The organism is Streptomyces sp. NPDC055013 (genome assembly GCF_053608645.1).
On record NZ_JBSGVW010000011.1, the window covers coordinates 104228 to 126232 of the forward strand.

Annotated in this window: 15 protein-coding genes; 3 read left to right on the forward strand and 12 right to left on the reverse strand. The window is 70.1% G+C overall.

What is annotated here, in order from left to right:
- Window positions 1-40: 40 nt before the first annotated feature.
- From ACWGDB_RS16600 to ACWGDB_RS16610, 3 genes are read right to left on the reverse strand one after another with little or no spacing between them, the layout of a single operon-like run.
- On the reverse strand, window positions 41-994 hold the full coding sequence (locus ACWGDB_RS16600; RefSeq protein ID WP_453823104.1) for a carbohydrate ABC transporter permease: 954 nt from the start codon (window positions 992-994) through the stop codon (window positions 41-43).
- On the reverse strand, window positions 991-2043 hold the full coding sequence (locus ACWGDB_RS16605) for an ABC transporter permease (protein ID WP_453823105.1): 1053 nt from the start codon (window positions 2041-2043) through the stop codon (window positions 991-993). Before ACWGDB_RS16605 ends, ACWGDB_RS16600 begins: the two co-directional genes overlap by 4 nt.
- Window positions 2044-2070: 27 nt before the next feature.
- Complete coding sequence (locus ACWGDB_RS16610) at window positions 2071-3765, reverse strand: extracellular solute-binding protein (protein ID WP_453823106.1); 1695 nt, start codon at window positions 3763-3765, stop codon at window positions 2071-2073.
- Window positions 3766-4110: 345 nt separating this feature from the next.
- Here ACWGDB_RS16610 and ACWGDB_RS16615 point away from each other — a divergent pair, with 345 nt between their 5' ends.
- Complete coding sequence (locus ACWGDB_RS16615; protein ID WP_453823107.1) at window positions 4111-6948, forward strand: glycoside hydrolase family 3 C-terminal domain-containing protein; 2838 nt, start codon at window positions 4111-4113, stop codon at window positions 6946-6948.
- A gap of 112 nt (window positions 6949-7060) precedes the next feature.
- Here the strand turns inward: ACWGDB_RS16615 and ACWGDB_RS16620 are convergent, their stop codons facing one another.
- From ACWGDB_RS16620 to ACWGDB_RS16630, 3 genes are all read right to left on the reverse strand, one after another.
- Entirely contained in the window at window positions 7061-8506 is a 1446-nt protein-coding gene (locus tag ACWGDB_RS16620; protein WP_453823108.1) for an aldehyde dehydrogenase family protein, read from the reverse strand.
- Window positions 8507-8728: 222 nt separating this feature from the next.
- Window positions 8729-10408 (reverse strand): PucR family transcriptional regulator, encoded by a 1680-nt coding sequence (locus tag ACWGDB_RS16625; protein WP_453823109.1) that lies wholly within the window; start codon window positions 10406-10408, stop codon window positions 8729-8731.
- 142 nt (window positions 10409-10550) lie between these two features.
- Window positions 10551-12650 (reverse strand): ATP-binding protein, encoded by a 2100-nt coding sequence (locus ACWGDB_RS16630; protein ID WP_453823110.1) that lies wholly within the window; start codon window positions 12648-12650, stop codon window positions 10551-10553.
- 252 nt (window positions 12651-12902) lie between these two features.
- On the opposite strand from ACWGDB_RS16630, the gene gabT reads away from it, so the two are divergent.
- Together gabT and ACWGDB_RS16640 are read left to right on the forward strand one after the other, a co-directional pair.
- A complete protein-coding gene (gene gabT / locus ACWGDB_RS16635; protein WP_453823111.1) occupies window positions 12903-14237 on the forward strand; it encodes a 4-aminobutyrate--2-oxoglutarate transaminase in 1335 nt (444 codons plus the stop codon).
- Between the two features lie 222 nt (window positions 14238-14459).
- Window positions 14460-15302 carry a phosphatase PAP2 family protein gene (locus ACWGDB_RS16640; RefSeq protein ID WP_453823193.1) on the forward strand — a complete coding sequence of 281 codons (843 nt, stop codon included), beginning with the start codon at window positions 14460-14462 and terminating at the stop codon, window positions 15300-15302.
- Here the strand turns inward: ACWGDB_RS16640 and ACWGDB_RS16645 are convergent.
- The 6 genes from ACWGDB_RS16645 to ACWGDB_RS16670 form a co-directional block, all read right to left on the reverse strand.
- On the reverse strand, window positions 15241-17034 hold the full coding sequence (locus ACWGDB_RS16645) for a chitinase (protein WP_453823112.1): 1794 nt from the start codon (window positions 17032-17034) through the stop codon (window positions 15241-15243). The genes ACWGDB_RS16640 and ACWGDB_RS16645 overlap by 62 nt on opposite strands.
- A 69-nt stretch (window positions 17035-17103) precedes the next feature.
- On the reverse strand, window positions 17104-17547 hold the full coding sequence (locus tag ACWGDB_RS16650) for a hypothetical protein (RefSeq protein ID WP_453823113.1): 444 nt from the start codon (window positions 17545-17547) through the stop codon (window positions 17104-17106).
- A 128-nt stretch (window positions 17548-17675) separates the two neighbouring features.
- Window positions 17676-19103, reverse strand: a complete 1428-nt coding sequence (locus tag ACWGDB_RS16655; RefSeq protein ID WP_453823114.1) for an NAD(P)/FAD-dependent oxidoreductase — start codon at window positions 19101-19103, stop codon at window positions 17676-17678.
- Window positions 19104-19125: 22 nt separating this feature from the next.
- On the reverse strand, window positions 19126-19926 hold the full coding sequence (locus ACWGDB_RS16660; protein ID WP_362384090.1) for an ABC transporter permease: 801 nt from the start codon (window positions 19924-19926) through the stop codon (window positions 19126-19128).
- A gap of 2 nt (window positions 19927-19928) precedes the next feature.
- Complete coding sequence (locus ACWGDB_RS16665) at window positions 19929-20858, reverse strand: ABC transporter permease (protein ID WP_453823115.1); 930 nt, start codon at window positions 20856-20858, stop codon at window positions 19929-19931.
- Window positions 20858-22003, reverse strand: coding sequence for an ABC transporter ATP-binding protein (locus ACWGDB_RS16670; RefSeq protein ID WP_453823116.1), 1146 nt, complete (start codon window positions 22001-22003; stop codon window positions 20858-20860). Before ACWGDB_RS16670 ends, ACWGDB_RS16665 begins: the two co-directional genes overlap by 1 nt.
- Window positions 22004-22005 lie beyond the last annotated feature (2 nt).

Here is a 22005-nt window from a genome sequence, read left to right on the forward strand (position 1 = left end):
CCTCAAGGGGCGCGGGACTGTTTCGATGTGCGCGCGTCGGTCAGCCCTTCACCGCGCCCGTCAGCATGCCCTTCTTGAAATGCCGCTGGACGAAGGGAGACAGCACGGCAACCGGCAGCAGAGCCATCACCATGACCGCCATCTGCACGGCCAGCCCCGACAGTTGCCCCGTCTTGATGGCCTGCCCGAGTCCGACCGGCGCTTCCTGCTTCTGGACCAGCTGGATCATGACGTTCTGCAGCGGCATCATGTCCTGGTCGTTCAAGTACAGCGACGCGTTGAACCAGGCGCTCCAGTACCCGACCGCGTAGAACAACGTGATCACCGCGATGACGGCCCGCGACAACGGCATGACGATCTGCCACAGAATCCGGAAGTCACCGGCGCCGTCGATGCGCGCACTGTCGACGAGCTCCTGCGAGATCCCCGTGAAGAACCCGCGCAGCACGAGGATGTTGAACACGCTCACCGCGCTCGGCAGGATCAGCGCCAGATAGGAGTCCGTCAGCCCGAGGGTCTGCACCAGCAGATACGTCGGGATGAGCCCGGCGCTGAAGAACATCGTCGCCAGCAGCGTCATCAGGATCCACCGGTGCCCGAGCGACCCGCTGCGGGACAGCCCGTACGCGCACAGCACGGACACGGCCATCGAGAACAGCGTGCCGACGAGGGTGACGAGGACGCTGATGATCGCCGCGCGGGTGACCTGGCCGCCGCTGAGCAGTTCCTTGTAGGCGATGAAGGTGATGTCCTTCGGCACCATCACCAGCCCGCCCGCCTCGTCGATCGTCCTGCGCGAGGAGAGACTGGTGACGACCACGATCCACAGCGGGAAGAGGATCCCGAGGCAGGCCAGCGTCAGGGCGAGGCCCTTGCCCGCGAGGCCGGCCCTGGTGGGCTCCTCCTCCCAGGTGGGCCGAGGCGGCGCCTCCCACCAGCGGGGCGCGTGAGGCTGCTGGTCGAGCCGCGCGGGCTCGTCGATCACGGCGCTCACTTCTTGTACACCCCCTGCTCGCCCATGAGATGGGCCACCTTGTTCGCGGCGAGGACCAGTCCGAGGCTGACGACGCCCTTGATGAGGCCTGCGGCGGCCGCGTAGCCGAAGTCCTGGTTGCGCACGCCGTTCCACCACACGAAGGTGTCGAGGACCTCAGCTGCGCCCGGCCCCACCATGTCGCGTTGCAGCAGGATCTGTTCGAACCCGACCGTCAGCGCGTCACCGACGCGCAGCACCAGCAGCAGGGCGATCACGGGCCGCAGCGCGGGCAGCGTGACGTGCCACATACGGCGCAGACGCCCGGCGCCGTCCATCGCGGCGGCCTCGTACAGGTCCGGGCTGACCGAGGCGAGCGCGGCGAGGAAGACGATGATCCCCCAGCCGGCGTCCTTCCATACGCTCTGCGCGGTGATCAGCAGCGGGAAGGTGTTCGGGTCGGTCATGAAGTCGAGGCCGTCGTACCCGTGCTGTCGCAGCAGTTGGGAGAAGATCCCGGCGCCGCCGAACAGTTGCTGGAAGACGGCGACGACCAGCACCCAGGAGAAGAAGTGCGGCAGGTAGAGGATCGCCTGCGAGACCGCCCGGATCCGGGGCCTGACCACGCTGTTGATGAGCAGGGCGAGCAGGATCGGGATCGGGAAGAACAGCACGAGCTGGAGGAAGAAGAGGATCAGCGTGTTCTGGACGGCGTTCCAGAAGGCCGAGTCCTCGAAGATCCGGTGGAAGTTCTCCATGCCCACGAAGGGGCTGTTCAGGATGGAGACGACGCCGTTGTCGCTGATGTACGGGTCGTACTCCTGGAACGCGACGACGTTGCCGAGGATCGGGACGTAGTTGAACAGCAGCACCAGCACGACGGCCGGCAGCGTCATCAGGAGCAGCAGGCGGTCACGTCTGAACCGGACCCTGAAGCTCAGCTTCCCCGAGGGTGACTTCCCGGTCCGTCCGGCGGGGCCGGTGGCGCCGCCGGACGCCGCCGGGGTCTCCTCGCTCGGGGTCTTACTCTTCGCCTCGGCACTGCTGCGAGGCACCGTGCTGTGGGACACGGCCGTCTCCTTGCCTCGAACCCCGGATCAGTTGGCCGCGCTGCCGTTCTCGTCGAGGATCTTCCGGTACCAGTCGCGCAGCTTGTCGCCGCCCTTGCTCTTCCAGTCGGAGACGGCCTGCTGTACGTCGCTGATCTTCTTGCGGCCGCGCACGACGTCGTCCTCGAGCTGCTCGAAGTCGTTGGAGAGGTTGGTGTAGCGGGTCGGCTCGGTGATCTGCATGCCGTAGAACGGCGTCTTCCTGGTGACGGCGCCCATCCGCTGCTGCCACTCGACCGCGCCCTTGCCGATGTCCGGGAAGTCGGGGCGGGCGATGGTGGGGGCCGGACTGGCGACCATGACGTAGGCGTTGACGACCTCGATGTTGCCCTTGTCGTTCTTGGTCGGCACGCCGTCCTTCACCGTGAAGTGGGTGCCCTCGACCCCGTAGTTGGTGAGCATGTACTCCTTCGTGCCGTACGGCGCCGCGGTCACGTTGGCGACCGCGAGGACATCGCGGACGACGGCCTCGGAGGCGTTCTTGCTGACGAAGGCGAAGATGTTGGCCGGGTTCGTGGCGTAGAGCGTCGGGGCGCCGCCGGCGTGGCCGAAGACGTCCATGCCCCAGATCTCGAAGTCGGGGTTCTGGGCCGCCTGAACGGCCTGCTGCCCCCACCAGCTGGAGATGTCGTTGTTGTAGATCAGGAACTCGCCCGCGGCGAACTTGGTGCTGGGGTCGACGGCCTGGCTCTTGCCGAGCTTGAAGTCGGGGTGGACGACCCCGGCGGCGAACAGCTTGCGGGTCCACTCCAGGGCCTCGAGGTACTCCTCGGTCTCCGCGCGGTAGACCAGCTTGCCGTCGACGAGGTTCCAGCCGAGCGCCTTCTCGCTGCCGGACAGCACCCCGAAGGCGTTGAAGGCGGTCCACTTCATGTCGCCGCACGCCCACCGCTTGGCCTTGGCGTTGGTGATGTCCTTGGCCAGCGCCATGAACTCGTCGCCGGAGGTGGGGATCTCGTACCCCTCCTTGTCGAAGATGTCCTTGCGGTAGAAGGGCACGATGTTGACGACGTACGACGCCGGCATGGGCAGACCGCGCAGCTTGCCGCCGAAGATGGACCGCTGCCACGCGTCCGTCGGGATCGCGGCGAGGTTCGGGTACTCCTTGACCGCGTCGCCCGACAGGTGGGGTCCGAGGTCGGCGAACTTGCCGATGATGGCGCTGGGTATCTTCCCGCCCATGTTCCAGCCGGGTATGACCACCACGTCGGGGACGTCGCCGGAGGCGAGCACCGCGCCCAGCTTCTGGTCGTAGGTGTTGCCGTCCTGGTTCTGCCAGCGGACGTCGACGCCGGTCAGGTCGTTCATCGCCGTGTAGTAGGCGTTGTCGCCCTTCGGCGGCGAGCCCCAGAACGGCGACATGATGGTGACCTGGCCGCCCTTGCCGAGCTTCTTCGGCACCGAGGTCTTCAGGGTGGCCAGGTCCACCTTGCTGGTGAAGCCGACCGCGGAGCCGTTCTTCGCGGGGATGTCCGGCGTCACCACGTTGCCGGCCACGTACGCCGGCAGGATCTTCCTGGCGTCCTTGCCCGACGTGGTCCCCTCGCGCGAGCCGCTGTCCGAACCCCCGCAGGCGGCGAGCAGCGGCATCCCACCGGCCACCGCTGCGGTGGCGACCGCCGTGGAGGCGAGGAAGCTTCTCCGGCTGGGTCCGGAGGAGGCTGAGTCGGCGTTCGGCGTCATTGCGTCAACCCTTCATGGCGCACCTGGACACCCGGCGGTGGGCCGTCGGCTGCGGTGTCGTAAGTGGAACTGGCTGAGCTGAAGCGGTCCTCCGACCATTGCGACGAGATCCGAGAGATCCGATGAGATCCGTCGTCGAAGCGCTTCGATGTTGCTGCGAGGTTAAGTGAACACCCATGGGTGCACAAGGGTCGCTCCCAAGTTTCCTCCTAGGTGCCGGGAGGGACCTTTCCTTATGCATTGCTTGAACCAGCGGTGTCGATGTCTTGACACTCACCCCCGAGCCGAATGAGCATCGAAGCGCTTCGAAAGCGTCTGGCCGCTCCATCGCAAGGGGAACCCCACGTGACCGCACAAACGCCGCCTACGCCACCTTTCCGTGATCGGCGAATGCCGTTCGCGAAGCGCATCGACGACCTCCTGTCGCGGCTCACCCTCGACGAAAAGATCGGATTTCTGCACCAGTTCACGCCGGCCGTCGAGCGGCTCGGCATCGCGGCGTTCCGCACCGGGCAGGAGGCCCTGCACGGCGTGGCGTGGATGGGCCCGGCCACCGTCTTCCCCCAGGCGGTCGGCCTCGGCGCGACCTGGAACACCGATCTCGTGCGCCGGGTCGGCGAGGCCGTCTCCAAGGAGACCCGCGCGATGCGGGCCCGCGACGACCGCGTGGGCCTGAACGTCTGGTCCCCCACCGTCAACCTGCTGCGCCACCCCCTGTGGGGCCGGAACGAGGAGGGCTACTCCGAGGACCCGATGCTCACCTCGGCCATCGCCACCGCGTACACCCGCGGCCTGCGCGGCGACCATCCGACGTACTGGCGCACCGCGCCGGTCCTCAAGCACTGGCTGGCCCACAACAACGAGACGGGCCGCGACGTCACGTCCTCGTCGGTGCGCCCGCGCGTCCTCAACGAGTACGACCTGCGCGCCTTCCGCGAGACGGTCGAGGCGGGTGCGACAGCCGGGGTGATGCCGGCCTACAACCTGGTCAACGGCCGCCCCAACCACGTCTCGCCGTATCTGCGCGAGCACCTGCGCACCTGGACCGACGAGGACCTCCTGGTCTGCTCGGACGCCGGCGCGCCCTCCAACCTGGTCGACTCCGAGCACTACTTCGACACCCACGAGGAGGCCACGGCGGCCGCGATCCTCGCCGGCGTCGACAGCTTCACCGACCACGGCACCGACAGCGCGAGAATCACCGCGCGGGTCCGCGGGGCCCTGGACCAGGGCCTGCTGACCGAGGCGGACCTCGACACAGCGGTCCGCCGCCAGCTCTCGGTCCGCTTCCGCCTCGGCGAGTTCGACCCGGAGTACGACCCGCACGCGCTCACCAGGGACTTCGACACCCCGGCCCACCGTGCCCTGGCCCAGGAGGCCGCGGAGCAGGCGGTCGTGCTGCTCAAGAACAGCGATGGCCTGCTGCCGCTCGCGCCCGACACCCGGCTCGCGGTGGTCGGCCTGCTCGCCGACGAGTGCAAGCTCGACTGGTACAGCGGCACGCTCATCCACCGCTCCACCCCGCTGGAGGGCCTGTACGAGCGGTTCGGCGCGGAGCGGGTGGAGTTCGCGGAGGGCGTCGACCGCGTCCTGCTGAAGACCTCGGCCGGAACCTTCCTGCGCGTCCCCGAGGCCGCCGCCGCCGACGAGGTGCGCGGCGCCGAGGGCGCCCTCGACCCGGCCCTGCTCGCCGGCCGTACCGACCTGCCCCCGCTGACCTGCGGCCCGACCGGCACCGAACTCGCGCTCGTCGACTGGGGCGAGGGCGTGCTGACGCTGCGCGCCCCCGACGGCCGCTACCTCTCCGTCGCCGAGGACGGTTACCTCCGCGCCTCCGCCGACCAGCCCGGGGGCTGGGTCGTCCAGGAGACGTTCCGCCTGGAAACGCATGCGAACGGACACCTCCTCCGGCATCTCGGCACGGGTCACCACGTCTCAGTCGCCGCCGACGGCGTCAGGGTTGCCGCAGCGAATCCGGAAGCCTTCGAGCTCATCGTCATCGAATCCGGCGACGCCGCCGTGACGCGTGTGATCTCGCAGGCGGACGTGGTCCTGGTGGTCGCCGGCAACGACCCGCACATCAACGGCCGCGAGACCGAGGACCGCACGACACTGGCCCTCCCCGCCCAGCAGGAGCGCCTCCTGCGGGCCGCCCTTGCCGCCAACCCGAACACGGTGCTGGCACTGGTGTCGGCGTACCCGTACGCGGTCGACCCGGCCGCGATCCCGGCGATGCTCTGGACGTCCCACGGCGGCCAGGCGGCCGGCACCGCCCTGGCCCGGGTCCTGGCCGGCGACGTCTCCCCCGCGGGCCGCCTCCCGCAGACCTGGTACGCCGCCGACGCCGACCTGCCCGGCCTTCTCGACTACGACGTGATCGGCGGCCGCCAGACCTACCTGTACTTCGAAGGCACCCCGCTGTTCCCATTCGGCCACGGCCTGTCGTACGCGAGCTTCTCGTACGCCGACCTGCGGACGGCGGTGGACGGCGACGCGGTGGCGGTCACCTTCACGGTCACCAACACCGGCGACGTGACGGCCGACGAGGTCGCCCAGCTCTACACCCGTGCCGTGGAGCCGACGGTGCCGCGCCCGCGCCGCGAGCTGGTGGCGCACAGCCGGGTGCGGCTGGCTCCCGGCGAGCGGCAGGAGCTGGGCTTCGAAGTCCCGTTGTCCGCCTTCGACTTCTGGGACGTCGCGCGGAGTGGATGGCGCCGTGAGCCGGGCCCGTACGAGATCCTGGCCGGCGCTTCCAGCGAGGACATCCGCCTGCGTACGACCGTGGTCCTGGACGGCGAGAAACCCGCCCCGCGCCCGGTCCTCCGACGCGGCCTGAACCCGGCCGACTTCGACGAGCAGAGCGGTATCGCAATCGTCGACCGCACGAAGGCGTCGGGCGACGCGGTGACGCCGGCGCAGGGCGAGTCGGGCGAACTGGTCTACCGGCACTGCGACTTCGGGGCCGGCGTCACGCAGGTGACGGCGACGGTCTCCGGCGACGGAGTGGTCGAGGTGTCGCTGAACGGGGGCCCGGTGCTCGCCGTACTGACGTCCCGGACGCCGGATGCGAGCCCGTACGACTACTCGACGGTGAGCGCCGGCATCACCGCCGACGGCGTTCACGACGTCCACCTCGAACTGCGCGGCCCCCTGCGGCTCGCGCACGTCGGCTTCTCCGGCTGAGGGTCCGGAACCGGCCGACGCAGGAAGGGGCCCGGCACCGGAAGGCATCGGTGCCGGGCCCTTCGGAAACCTTATATGAAAATGGTTCCCATTAGCTAGCCTTTTGAGTGACTCAGAGAGCGATGCCGGTGAGGACCATCACGCGCTCGTAGGTGTAGTCGTCCATCGCGAACTTCACGCCCTCACGGCCCACACCGGACTGCTTGGCGCCGCCGTACGGCATCTGGTCGGCCCGGTAGGAGGGCACGTCGCCGATGACGACGCCGCCGACCTCGAGGGCGCGGTGGGCGCGGAAGGCGGTCTGCAGGTCGTGGGTGAACACACCTGCCTGCAGGCCGTACTTGGAGGCGTTGGCGGCGGCGAAGGCGGCGGCCTCCCCGTCGACCTTCTGCACGGTGAGGACGGGCCCGAAGACCTCCTCGCACGCGAGGGTCACGTCGGCCGGTACGTCGGTGAGGACGGTCGGCGCGTACGAGGCGCCGTCGCGCTTGCCTCCGGTGAGCAGGCTGGCCCCGGCGGAGACGGCCTCCTCGACCCACGTCTCGACGCGCTTGGCGGCGTCCTCGCTGACCAGCGGGCCGACGTCGGTGGCGTCGTCGCCCGGGTCACCGGTGACCTGGGCCTCGACGGCGGCGACGATGCGCGGCACGAGCCGGTCATGGACGGACGCGTCCGCGATCACCCGCTGCACCGAGATGCAGGACTGGCCGCCCTGGTAGTTGGAGAAGGTGGCGATGCGGGTCGCGGCCCAGTCGAGGTCCGCGTCGGAGGCGAAGTCGGCGAGCACGACCGCCGCGCCGTTGCCGCCCAGCTCCAGGGTGCAGTGCTTGCGCGGCACCGAGTCCATGATCGCGTAGCCGACCGTCTCGGAGCCGGTGAAGGAGATGACCGGCAGGCGCTCGTCCTGGACCAGGGCGGGCATCTTGTCGTTCGGCACCGGGAGGATGCTCCAGGAGCCGGCCGGAAGCTCGGTCTCGGCGAGCAGCTCACCGATGATCAGACCGGACAGCGGGGTGGCCGGGGCGGGCTTCAGGATGATCGGCGCGCCGGCGGCGATGGCCGGGGCGATCTTGTGGGCGCACAGGTTCAGCGGGAAGTTGAAGGGCGCGATGCCGAGGACGACACCCTTGGGGAAGCGCCGGGTGAGGGCGAGCCGCCCCTGACCGCCGAGGTCGGTGTCGAGCCGCTGGGCCTCGCCGCCGTTGAACCGCCGGGCCTCCTCGGCCGCGAACCGGAACACGGACACGGCACGGCCGACCTCGCCGCGGGCCCACTTCATGGGCTTGCCGTTCTCGGCGGAGATCAGCCGGGCGATCTCCTCGGTCCGCTCGACGAGCCGCCTGCTGACGTGGTCGAGGGCGGCGGCACGTACGTGGGCCGGGGTCGCGGCGAAGTCCTCGCGGACGGCGTACGCGGCGGCCACGGCCTCCTCGGTCTGCGCGTCCGTCGGCACGCTCACCGTGCCGACGACCCGCCCGTCCCACGGGGAGGTCACATCGAAGCTGTCCTCGCCGCTGACCTGGCGGCCGGCGAGCCAGAAGGCGTGGGTGGAAGTCATATGAATTCCCGGCCCTTCCGCGATTGGGGGTGTCCTGGTGTGTCGTGGTCCACGGTAGGGGCGCGGGGGCGGCGGGGCGTTTGTCCGGGGTGTAGTGGTGAGGGGCCGGCGTTCGACGGATTGGCACAGGGGCCGCACGGCCGACGCCGGCTCGGATTTCCTGCCCTCCCATTCGGTCCTACCCCGTTCGGTCCGACCCCTGTCGGTCCTACTCGACCGGTCCTACTCGGTCGACGTCGCCTTCAGCGCCAGCCAGAGCTCCATCCGCACGTCCGCGTCGTCCAGCGACCGCCCAAGAATCTCCTCCACCCGCCGCATCCGGTACCGCAGCGTGTGCCGGTGCACCCCGAGATCCGCGGCCGCCGCGTCCCACTGCCCGTGCCGCGACAGCCAGGCCCGCAGCGAGGCGACCAGATCCCCCCGCCCCGTCGCGTCGTGCTCGTGCAGCGCCCGCAGCAACCCGTCCGCGAACGCCTTCACCGCGTCGTCCGCGAGCAACGGCAGCACCGACCCCGCCGCCATCTGCTCGTGCTCCACGCACACCCGCCCCCGCCGCCGGGCCACCGACAGCGCCTGCTCGGCCTGCTTGTAGGCCGCCGCCGCGGCGATGGGTCCGGCCGGCGCCGAGAGCCCGACGACCAGTTCGTCCTCGTCGGCACTCCCCGGCGGCTCTGGGACGGTTCCGGTCCGCGCCGCCTCCAACGCCGCCGCGTAGTCAGCACACGCGTCCACCGCCGCACCCCCGTCCGCCGCGAGCACCACCAGCCGTGCCGTGTCCCCCTCCCCCTCGGGCACCACCAGCACCGCTTCCCCGGCCCGGGCCGCCGCCGACTCCACGATCTCGGTGAGGGCACCCAGCGGATCGCCGCCCGCCTCGGAGGCGGCGACCAGCACCGCGGCGGACGCCTTGGTGAGCGCCACCCGGCTCCCGGAGTCCACGACCCGTGCCGCCGACACCGAGGCGGCCTCGGCGACGATCACCCGGAAGGGGGCGTCCAGCAGCCCTCCGTACAGGTCCCCGGCCACCGCCCGCGCATGATCCGGCTCCCCGGCGAGCAGCATGCGCAGCACCGCCGCGCCCACCCGCGCCTCGGCCGCCTGCAGCGAACGCGACCGCTCGGTGGTCAGGGTCAGCAGCGCGATGGCCGAGTGGACGGCGTACCGCTCGGCCGTGCCCAGTGCCGCCGCGGTGCCCACGGCCAGGGCGGCGCGGGGCCGGCGGCCGGTGCCAAGGGTGTGCAGCTCGACCCGGTCCTCGTTCTCCGGCCCGCCCACGACGGACGACGCCGGCGCCGGCCGCTCCCGCAGCCGCTCCACGTCCGCCGTGAGCCGTGCCGCCCGCCGCCCGGCCCACTCCGGCGCGGTCGCGACGACGGCACCGGACGCGTCGTACAGCGCCGCCCAGCCGTCGACCTGCGAGGCCAGCGCGGCCAGCAGCCCTTCCGGCCCGGCGTTCAACGCCTGCTTGGTCAGCTCCCGTTGCGCCGCGAACCCCGCCGTCACCGCCCGGTACTGGTCCGCCGCGATCGCCGCCGACACGGCCTTGCTGATGGCGAGGAAGGGCGTGCGCCGCGGCACCTCCAGCAGCGGCATGCCCTCCTGCGCCGCCGCGTCGACGAGCGCCTCGGGGATGTCCTCGTAGTTGACGCCGACCGCGAAGCCGAGCCCGACCACACCCGCGCCCGCCAGCCGCCGCACATAGCGCTGCATCGACTCGGGGTTCTCCGCGTCCAGCTTGAGCGCGGTGATCAGCAGCAGTTCCCCGCCCTCCATATAGGGGACCGGGTCGGCGAGCTCACTGGCGTGCACCCAGCGCACGGGCACGTCCAGGCGGTCCTCGCCCGCCCGCACGGTCAGCTTGAGCGCGGAGTGGTGCAGGAGCGAGGCGAGCGTGGGGGGCATGGGGCCTTCAAATCGGTGTGAGCTCTGTGACCGCTGGATCTTCGGTGATCTCTGTGATCATTTGGCCGCCGTGTATGAACGGCCTGTGCCGATTCTGCCTCACCGGAAGGTCACCGCGCGGCCTGCCGCCGGTACCCCCAGGTCATCCCCGCAGATCCACCAGCAACGGCGGCGCGTGCTCGCCCTGCACGCTGGTGAGCGACAGCACCGCGTGCCCCGGCGGCACCGCGTGCGCCAGCTCGGACGCCGACCAGCGCTCGCGCTCGACCTGGCGTACGGTCACCGCCCGCGCGGTAGGCGCCTTGCCGGTGATCACCCGCCGCAGCGCGTGCACCGCCTTCCCGGCCGGGGTCTCCGCGATGATCTGCCGGTCGGTGACGTCCCGCGCCTCGGTCCACTCCTTGCCCCACACCTCGGCGAAGTCCTGCCCGTCCCAGGGCGTGATCCCGGCCAGCGCCATCCGGCACCCGGCGGCGCCGAGCAGCGGCCCGCGCAGCGGCCTCGGCGCGTCGTCCAGGCTGCGCAGCGTGAGCACCGCGCCCGCGTTGCCCGACCGCAGCCGCTGGATGCCCCGTACGGCCTCGGGCGTCACGACGCCGGTCGCGTCGTCCAGCACCAGGCAGGCGAACAGCGACCGGTCCTCCCGTACCGCGATGCTCGCCGTGAACTGCGCCAGCACCAGCCGCGCCAGCATCCGCGAGGCCTCCGCGTGCCCGCGCGCGGGCAGGTCGATACGGACCCGGACCGGGTGGTCGAGGGCCTTCAGCGAGAACGGCCGCGACTGCCCGGACGTGTCGAAGAACCCGGCGAAGGCAGGCCGGTCGAGCAGCGCCACCCGGTCCGCGAGCACGGCCGCCACATCCCCGGGATGCCCCGACTGCCGCTCCCGGGCGTCGAGTTCACGGATGAGCGACTCCTGCCCGGATCCCTCCAGCGCCGTGCGCAGCGCGCCGAGCGCTCCCGGGGCCCCGTCCAGCATCTGCCGCAGCTCCGCCACGGACGGGAAGCGGTGATGGACCGCGCGGAACGGCCCGAGCAGTTGGGCCAGCACGGTGGTGGAGCGGCGGCTCTCGCTGCCGGGGTGCGGGTCGGCGAGATCCCCGACGAGCGCCTCGGCGAGCACGGCCGCGGCCTCGTCGGGGTCGCCGGTGCCGCCGTACAGGTCCAGGTCGTGGACCGAGTCCGGGTTTCCGATCCGTACGACGACGTCGTACGAGTCCTCCGGTCCCAGCCCCGCGCCCGCCGCGCCGACCACGACCACGGCGGCCCGTCCGGCGAGCGCGTGCAGGCACAGCGACTCGGCGAGGGGCCGCACCACGGTCCCCGTCTTGCCGGACCCGGCGGGTCCGACGGCGAGCATGGAGGTGCCGAGCAGGTCGGGCCCGAGGCCCAGTCCCGTCCCGCGATAGGCGTACGGATTGCGGGGATCGTCGGCGGTCGTGCCGAGCCGCACCTGACCGCTGACGAGGTCGTGCCGCGCGACCCGGGCCGGCACGTCACGCTCACCCGAGGGGTGCAGACAGGCGGCGGCGCCGTCCTTGAGCACGGCGCCACTGAAGGTGGCGAGGTCGTGCCGGCCGCTGCGCACGCCCTGCCAGGCGCGGACGATGCGGGCGTAGTCGACGTCACGCATCAGCCCCGACCGCGCGTCGGCGCCCAGCCGCTCGGCGGCATCCGCGGCACCGGCGGTGCGCAGCCCGGGCCACGACGCGGGGTCCTGCTCGGGAGCGGGCGCATGCTCGGGCGCCGCTGCCGTGCGACGCCAGGCGGGCGGACCGTAGCGACGCCAGACCTCGCCCCAGCGGCCCAGTCGGCCGACGGCGAGCATTATGGCGAGGGCGATGAGCGTGTAGTAGCTGTACCAGAGGACGGCGTTGCCGACGGCGTCGTTGTTCTCGCGCCAGGAGTCCGGAGTGAACAGCTCCAGGGGCAGCACCCACCAGCCACCGAGATAGCCGTTCCAGAGCAGCGACCAGATCAGCCACCCGACCAGGAAGGCGATCACCGCCCCGCTCAGCAACTGCCGCCCCGGGATCCGCTCGGGCTCCTCGTCCGGGCGAGGCACATGCCCGAACCGCCACACGCCGGCCGGCGCCTGAGGTCGCGGCGCCCGCAGCCAGGTCAGGAACGCCGAACCGTCCGGCATCGGCGGCACCGAGGGCCGCGGCGGCACGGCGGAGCGTGATCGCGGCACAGGCGTCGCGTGCGTACCCCGCGCGTCCTGCGTCCCGTCGCTGTCCATCGCCCTTGCCCCCTGACCAGCCGCTCCGTCCACCATCAGCGAGCCAATCTAACGCCCTCCGCCGGGGAGTTCACCGCTTACACGGCCGACCGAACGGATCGAACTGCTCCGGACGCTCGGCGTCGCTATGTCCACCACGGACAACGCGTCCCCCTGACAACGCCCACATGGAGCATGCCCACCCCCCACTCCCCGCCCTAGCCTGCGAGAAAAGAACAAGACAAGCGTCCGCAAAACCCCCAGGAGCCCCTCATGAGCGCACTTCCGCAGGAGCGCCGCCTCGTCACCGCCATCCCCGGCCCGAAGTCTCAGGAGCTGCAGGCCCGCCGTACCGCCGCGGTCGCGCAGGGTGTGGGCTCCGTGCTGCCCGTGTTCACCGCGCGGGCGGGCGGCGGCATCATCGAGGACGTCGACGGGAACCGGCTCATCGACTTCGGTTCGGGCATCGCCGTGACGTCCGTCGGCGCGTCCGCCGAGGCGGTCGTACGCAGGGCGAGCGCGCAGCTCGCCGACTTCACCCACACCTGTTTCATGGTCACGCCGTACGAGGGCTACGTCGCCGTCGCCGAGGCGCTGGCCGAGCTGACGCCGGGTGACCACGCCAAGAAGTCGGCGCTGTTCAACTCCGGCGCCGAGGCCGTCGAGAACGCCGTCAAGATCGCCCGTGCGTACACCAAGCGCCAGGCCGTCGTCGTCTTCGACCACGGCTACCACGGCCGTACGAACCTCACGATGGCGCTGACCGCGAAGAACATGCCGTACAAGCACGGCTTCGGCCCGTTCGCGCCCGAGGTCTACCGCGTGCCGGTCGCCTACGGCTACCGCTGGCCGACCGGTGCGGAGAACGCCGGCCCCGAGGCCGCCGCGCAGGCCATCGACCAGATCAGCAAGCAGGTCGGTCCGGAGAACGTGGCCGCGATCATCATCGAGCCGGTGCTCGGCGAGGGCGGCTTCATCGAGCCGGCCAAGGGCTTCCTGCCGGCGATCAGCAAGTTCGCCTCGGACAACGGCATCGTCTTCGTCGCCGACGAGATCCAGTCCGGCTTCTGCCGCACCGGCCAGTGGTTCGCCTGCGAGGACGAGGGCATCGTCCCGGACCTGATCACCACCGCCAAGGGCATCGCGGGCGGTCTGCCGCTCGCCGCCGTGACCGGTCGCGCCGAGATCATGGACGCCGCGCACTCCGGCGGCCTGGGCGGCACCTACGGCGGCAACCCGGTGGCGTGCGCCGGTGCGCTGGGCTCCATCGAGACCATGAAGGAACTCGACCTCAACGCCAGGGCGAAGAACATCGAGGCGGCCATGAAGGCCCGCCTGACCGCCATGGCCGAGAAGTTCGACATCATCGGCGACATCCGCGGCCGGGGCGCCATGATCGCCATCGAGCTGGTGAAGGACCGCACCACCAAGGAGCCGAACGCGGAGGCGACCGCCGCGCTCGCCAAGGCCTGCCACCAGGAGGGCCTGCTGGTCCTGACCTGTGGCACCTACGGCAACGTGCTGCGCTTCCTGCCCCCGCTGGTGATCGGCGAGGACCTCCTCAACGAGGGCCTCGACATCATCGAACAGGCCTTCACCCGCATCTGAGGTCACGGCAAAACCACTGGTGAGCGACAGGGGCTTCGTCCCACGCGACTCGTCCGCCCCAACCCCGGCGCCTTCCGTGATTCCGGGGCCGGGGCGGCTACCGTCAGAGCGTGTGAAGAAGGTGTGCGAGGTGGATGTCAGGACGCCATTCCGGCTGTCTAACACCATCGCCCTGCCGTAGGTTCTAAGCAGATGAGAGATACACCCCGCCCAGAGGGGACTCTGGGCGACTTCGGGCCGAGGCCTCCCCAGCTTCGACCTGGTCGTGCCCTCGCGCACACACCCGGAGCTTCCGGCTCCGGATCTCCTCACCGATCGGACAGTCGCCCGCCCCAAACCCCCCGGGGCGCGCGACCATCCGATCCGGACGGCCGCCCCGGAACCACCCCCCCTGTTCCGGGGCGGCCGACCTCCCTCTTCGTCCTTCTCGGACTCCTCGGGCTGCCCGCCCTTCTCTTCGCGCTCATCACCTGGCAGGTGGTGGCCGACGGCCCGCTGGTCGACCTCGACGCGGCGGCCAGCCGGGCCCTGGCTCATCCGGACCGCTTCTCCGAACTCCTCGCCGACCTGGGCAATGTGCCGGTCGCGGTGCCCGTGCTGGCCGTGAGTCTGGTGTACGTCGCCTGGCGGGCTCGCAGCACTGGTACACACCAGTGGTGGTTGCCGGCCGCCTGGGCGGCCCTGCTCATGGCGCTGGTCCCGGCCCTGGTGATCCCCCTCAAGATCCTGACCGACCGCCCCGGCACCCCGGTCGTGCCGCCCGCGACCGGCTACTACCCGTCCGGCCACACGGCCACGGCCGCCATCGCCTTCGGCGCCGCCACCCTGGTGCTGCTGCCGTGGCTGAGCTCCCTGCTCGCCCGCCGTGCGGTCCTCGTCACCTGCGCCGTCCTCAATCTCGGGGTCGGCTTCGGGCTGGTCCGGCGCGGCTACCACTGGCCACTGGACGTAGTGGCCAGTTGGTGCCTGTGCACGGTGCTTCTCACGCTGCTGTGGCTGCTCCTCAGCCGAAATAGCCGTCGAACGTCCGCTGGAACTCCCAGTTCGAGTAACGATCCCAGTTGATCGACCACGTCATCAGGCCGCGCAGTGCCGGCCAGGTGCCGTGGGTGGCGTACGAGCCGCAGTTCGTCCTCTTCGTCAGACAGTCGAGGGTCTTGGTGACCTCGGCCGGAGGGACGTGGCCGTTCCCCGCGTTGGTCGAGGCGGGCATGCCGATCGCCACCTGGTCGGGGCGCAGCGGCGGGAAGACGTTGCTCGCGTTGCCCGCGACCGGGAAGCCGGTCAGCAGCATGTCGGTCATGGCGATGTGGAAGTCGGCGCCGCCCATGGAGTGGTACTGGTTGTCCAGGCCCATGATCGGGCCCGAGTTGTAGTCCTGGACGTGCAGCAGCGTCAGGTCGTCCCGCAGGGCGTGGATGACCGGCAGATACGCCCCTGCTCTCGGGTCCTGGCCACCCCACTGGCCGGTGCCGTAGTACTGGTAGCCGAGTTGGACGAAGAAGGTCTCCGGGGCCATGGTCAGCACGAAGTCGTCGCCGTACTTGGCCTTCAGGGACTTCAGGGCCGAGATGAGGTTGACGATCACCGGTGTCTTCGGGTTCTTGAAGTCGGTGTCGTCGGCGTTCAGGGAGAGCGAGTGGCCCTCGAAGTCGATGTCCAGGCCGTCGAGGCCGTATTCGTCGATGATCTTCGAGACCGACGTGACGAAGGTGTCCCGCGCGGCCGTGGTGGTCAGCTGGACCTGGCCGTTCTGACCGCCGATCGAGATCAGCACCTTCTTGCCCGCCGCCTGCTTGGCCTTGAGGGCCGCCTTGAAGTCGGCGTCGCTCTCGACGTTCGGGCACTCCGTGACCGGGCAGCGGTCGAAGCGGATGTCGCCCGAGGTGACCGTGGTCGGTTCGCCGAAGGCCAGGTCGATGACGTCCCAGCTGTCGGGGACGTCGGCCATGCGGGTGTAGCCGGAACCGTTGGCGAAGCTCGCGTGGAGGTAGCCGACCAGGGCGTGGGCCGGCAGGTCCGTGCCGCCGCCGCCCGGTCGGGCCGGGGTGGTGGCCGTCACCGTGGCCGACTTCGCCGACTCGCCCGCGTCGTTCACCGCGGCGACCTGGAAGCCGTACGCCGTGGAGGGTGCGAGCCCGCCGATCGTGGCCGAAGTGCCGGTCGCCGTCTGGACCTTGGCGCCGTCACGGTAGACGGCGTAGCTGGTCGCACCCGGCACCGCCGACCAGGACAGGGCGACGCTGGACGAGGTGACCGTCCCCGTCTTCAGACCGGTCGGGGCGGCCGGCGGCTGACCGGCGTCCACTGCGGGTCCGACGAGGGAGATGTCGTCGGCGTTATAGGCCCCGGTGCCGTACCAGCCGTGGGTGTAGAGGGTGACGCGGGTGGTGGAGGGGCCCGTCCGGAAGGTCGTCGTGAGCTGCTGCCAGCCGGGGGCGGACTGGGTCCAGGCGGAGACGTCGGTGGTGCCGGTGCCGCTCGCGCCGAGGTAGACGTACGAGCCGCGGACATATCCGGACAGGGTGTACTGGGAGTCCGACTTCACGGTGACGGTCTGCGCGCACCGGGCATTGTCGCTGCCGGCCGGGGTGGCCTGGAGAGCGGAACTGCCGCTGCGCACGGGTGAGTTGACGGTGGTACCGGCCGTGCAGGTCCAGCCGTCGAGGCCGGCTTCGAAGCCGCCGTTGCGGGCCAGGTCCGCGTCGGCCGCACGGGCGGCCGACGAGAGCGCGGTGAGGCCGGGCAGGGTCAGTGTCGCGGCGGTCAGGAGGGCGAGAGGTCTGAAGCGATCCACAAGTGCCTCCAGGCATGGGGGAAATGGAGGGTGGAGCCGCACACAACTTGGTCCAGACCAATCTTCCTGTCAAGTGCCCGCGAGCCCCGCCGCGGCCTCGTGCATGGCCAGTTCGAGAAGTGCCGGGTCGGTGAGGGTGCCGGTGCCGTCCGGTGGGACCAGCCAGCGGGTGCCGCCGGTGGCGCGGCCCGGGTACGGAACGACGATCCAGGTGCCGGCCCCGGCCGTACGGATGCCGGTGCCGAGCCAGCGGGCGGCCGTGCCGGGCGGCACGAAGAAACCCATGCGTTCATCGCCGAAGTCGACGAGGACCGGGCCCGGTTGGTCGATGACGCGGGTGAGCACATCGAGGGTCGGATAGCCGAGCTCGCCCGGCAGGATGAGTACGTCCCAGGCCTTGCCGGCCGGCAGCAGTGCGACCCCGAGAGGATTGCGCTCCCACTCCCAGCGGCAGGCTTCGGGATTCGGCGCAACGGATGCCAGCCACTCGACCGCCGTCTTCGCCCCTGTCATGACGGTGACCTCCCTTTTCCTTGTGGACGCTGATCGCGTCACGGGGAAGAGGGAGGTCCACCGGCAGGCATTACGCGGGTTCTCGCCACCAGTTGCGAGTGAGCTGAGTCACACCTGCCGTGCGGGCTTCAGCTGTCGAAGCCGAGGCCCAGCCGGTCCATCGCCTTGAGCCACAGATTGCGCCGCCCGCCCTGCGCGTCGGCCCGGGCCAGCGACCACTTGGTGAGGGCGATACCGGTCCAGGCGAAGGGCTCCGGCGGGAAGGGCATTGGCTTCCTGCGGACCATTTCGAGCTGCGTGCGCTCCGTCCGCTCCCCCGCCAGCAGGTCCAGCATCACGTCCGCGCCGAACCGGGTCGCGCCGACGCCGAGGCCCGTGAAGCCCGCCGCATACGCCACGTTGCCCTGGTGGGCGGTACCGAAGAACGCCGAGAAGCGCGAGCAGGTGTCGATCGCGCCGCCCCACGCGTGCGTGAAGCGGACGCCCTCCAGCTGCGGGAAGCAGGTGAAGAAGTGCCCGGCGAGCTTGGCGTACGTCTCCGGACGGTCGTCGTACTCGGCCCGTACCCGGCCGCCGTACGGGTAGATGGCGTCGTAGCCGCCCCACAGGATGCGGTTGTCGGCCGAGAGGCGGAAGTAGTGGAACTGGTTGGCCGAGTCGCCGAGGCCCTGGCGGTTCTTCCAGCCGATCGACGCGAGCTGGTCCTCGGTGAGCGGCTCGGTCATCAGGGCGTAGTCGTAGACCGGCACCGTGTACGCGCGGACGCGCTTGACCAGGTTCGGGAAGATGTTCGTGCCGAGGGCGACCTTGCGGGCGCGGACCGAGCCGTACGGAGTGCGTACGGCCATCCCCGCGCCGTACGGCTTCAGGGTGAGGGCGGGGGTGTGCTCGTACACGCGGACGCCGAGGTCCAGGCACGCCCGCTTCAGGCCCCACACCAGCTTGGCCGGGTTGAGCATGGCCACGCCCCGGCGGTCGTAGAAACCGGCCTGGAACGTCGGCGAGTCGACCTGTGCCCGCACCGCCTCGGCGTCCAGGAACTCGATGCCCTCGGCGAGACCCTTGTTCTGCAACTCCTCGTACCAGTCGCGCAGTTCCCGCGCCTGGTACGTCTCGGTGGCGACGTCGATCTCGCCGGTGCGTTCGAAGTCGCAGTCCAGGGAGTAGCGGGCGACCGCCTTCTCGATCTCGTCGAGGTTGCGGGCGCCCAGCTCCTCCAGCTTGTGGATCTCGTTCGGCCAGCGGGTGAGCCCGTTGGGCAGACCGTGGGTGAGGGAGGCGGCGCAGAAGCCGCCGTTGCGGCCCGAGGCGGCCCAGCCCACCTCGCGGCCTTCGAGCAGCACGACATCCCGCTGCGGGTCGCGCTCCTTGGCGATGAGCGCGCTCCACAGTCCGCTGTACCCGCCCCCGACGACCAGCAGGTCGCAGGTCTCGGCGGTGGTGAGGGCGGGTTCGGGGTGCGGGCGGCCGGGGTCGTCCAGCCAGTACGGGACCGGCTGGGCGTCGGAGAGTGCCTTCGTCCAGTGATTGCCAGAACTCATGGCGCTTGGGGCCATGATTTCAACTCCCTACAGGGGTTTATGCCTTTTGCTTCTTACGGCGGTTTCCGATGGCCATGGAGGCCAGGACGAACAGTACGGCGATGATGAACATGGCCGTACCGATGACATTGATCTGAACGGGCGTTCCGCGCTGGGCCGAGCCCCAGACGAACATCGGGAAGGTGACGGTGGAGCCCGCGTTGAAATTGGTGATGATGAAATCGTCGAAGGAGAGTGCGAAGGCGAGCATCGCGCCCGCCGCGATGCCCGGGGCGGCGATCGGCAGGGTGACCCGGACGAACGTCTGGAAGGGGCCGGCGTACAGGTCCTGCGCGGCCTGTTCCAGCCGCGGGTCCATCGACATCACGCGCGCCTTCACCGCCGTCACGACGAAGCTCAGGCAGAACATGATGTGCGCGATGAGGATCGTCCAGAAGCCGAGCTGAGCACCCATGTTGAGGAACAGGGTGAGCAGCGAGGCGGCCATGACGACCTCGGGCATCGCCATCGGCAGGAAGATCAGCGAGTTGATGGCACCCCGCGCGCGGAAGCGGTACCGGACCAGCGCGAAGGCGATCATCGTGCCCAGCAGCGTGGCCCCGATCGTCGCCCAGAACGCGATCTGGAGGCTGACCGACAGCGAGCCGCACAGGTCGGAGACACCGCACGGGTCCTGCCAGGCGGCCGTGGAGAACTCCTGCCATTCGTAGTTGAAGCGCCCCTTCGGTTTATTGAAGGAGAAGATCGTCACGATGACGTTGGGCAGGAGGAGATAAGCGAGCGTCAGCAATCCCGCGATGACGACGAGATTGCGCTTGAGCCAGTTGACGAAGGTCATTTTTAAACCAGATCCTCCGTGCCGGACCTGCGGATGTAGACCGTCACCATGACGAGGATGGCGGCCATGAGGATGAAGGAGAGAGCCGCGGCCGTCGGATAGTCCAGAATCCGCAGGAACTGCGTCTGGATGACGTTTCCGACCATACGGGTGTCCGTGGAGCCGAGCAGGTCCGCGTTGACGTAGTCACCGGCCGCCGGGATGAAGGTCAGCAGCGTGCCGGAGACGACGCCGGGCATCGACAGCGGGAAGGTGACCTTGCGGAAAGTGGTGATCGGCTTGGCGTACAGGTCGTTCGCCGCCTCGTGCAGCCGTGGGTCGATGCGCTCCAGCGAGGTGTAGAGCGGCAGGATCATGAACGGCAGGAAGTTGTACGTCAGACCGCACACCACCGCGAGCGGCGTGGCCAGCACGCGGTCGCCCTCGGTCATGCCGAGCCAGCTGGTGACATCCAGGACGTGCAGCGTGTTGAGGGCGCCGACGACCGGGCCGCCGTCCGCGAGGATCGTCTTCCAGGCGAGGGTGCGGATCAGGAAGCTGGTGAAGAACGGCGCGATCACCAGGATCATGATCAGGTTCCGCCAGCGGCCCGCCCTGAAGGCGATGAGGTAGGCGAGCGGGTAGCCGAGGACCAGGCACAGGATCGTCGCCGAGCCGGCGTAGAGCACCGAGCGCAGGAACTGCGGGTAGTAGTCGGTCAGGGCGTCCCAGTAGGTCGCGAAGTGCCAGGTGACCTTGTAGCCCTCCTCCAGCGAGCCCGTCTGCACGGACGTGGAGGCCTGGTAGATCATCGGCAGCGCGAAGAAGACGACCAGCCACAGGATGCCGGGCAGCAGGAGCCAGTACGGCACCAGGCGGCCGCGTTTGCGGGGCGGCTTCTTCTCCGGGGCGGAGGGGGTGAGAGGCGGCGGCGCCTCGGTGACTGTCGCCATCAGACCGCCGCCTCTTCCTGGATGCCGGCGTCGATGTCCTGGGCCGCGTCGAGGCCGAAGGTGTGCGCCGGGTTCCAGTGCAGGACGACCTCGGCGCCGGGCACGAGCCGGTCGTCCCGGTCGATGTTCTGGGCGTAGACCTCGAACTCGGGACAGGCGGGGCTGTCGACGACGTACTGCGTGGAGACGCCGATGAACGAGGAGTCCGCGATCCTGCCGGTGATGCGGTTGCGGCCCTCGGGTATCTCGCCCGCCTCGTCGGCATGCGTGAGGGAGATCTTCTCGGGGCGTACGCCGACCAGCACCTTGCCGCCGGTCGCCGTGGCCGCGCTGCACCGTGACTCCGGCAGGACGAGCTTGCCGCCGGCCGCCTTCAGCACGATGTCGCCGCCGCTCTTGGAGTCGACCTCGGCCTCGATGAAGTTGGAGGTGCCGAGGAAGTTGGCGACGAACGTCGTGCGCGGGTTCTCGTAGAGGTCGGTCGGCGAGCCGAGCTGCTCGACGCGGCCCGCGTTCATCACGGCGACCGTGTCGGCCATCGTCATGGCCTCCTCCTGGTCGTGCGTGACATGGACGAAGGTGATGCCGACCTCGGTCTGGATGCGCTTGAGCTCCAGCTGCATCTGGCGGCGCAGCTTGAGGTCGAGGGCGCCGAGGGGCTCGTCGAGGAGGAGCACCTTGGGGTGGTTGATCAGCGCGCGGGCGACGGCCACCCGCTGCTGCTGGCCACCCGACAGCTGGTGCGGCTTCTTGCGGGCCTGCTCGCCGAGCTGGACGAGGTCGAGCATCTCCTCGACCTGCTTCTTCACGCTCTTGATGCCGCGCCGGCGCAGGCCGAAGGCGACGTTCTCGAAGATGTCGAGATGCGGGAAGAGCGCGTACGACTGGAAGACCGTGTTCACCGGCCGCTTGTACGGCGGGAGCGCGGTCACGTCCTGCTCGCCGAGGTGAACCGTGCCGGAGGAAGGTTCCTCCAGGCCGGCGATCATGCGCAGGGTGGTGGTCTTGCCGCAGCCGGAGGCGCCGAGCAGGGCGAAAAAGGAGCCCTGGGGCACGGTCAGGTCGAGCGGGTGGACGGCATGGAAGGAGCCGTAGGTCTTGCTGATGCCGGAGAGGCGGACGTCGCCGCTGGTGTCGTTCGTCATGG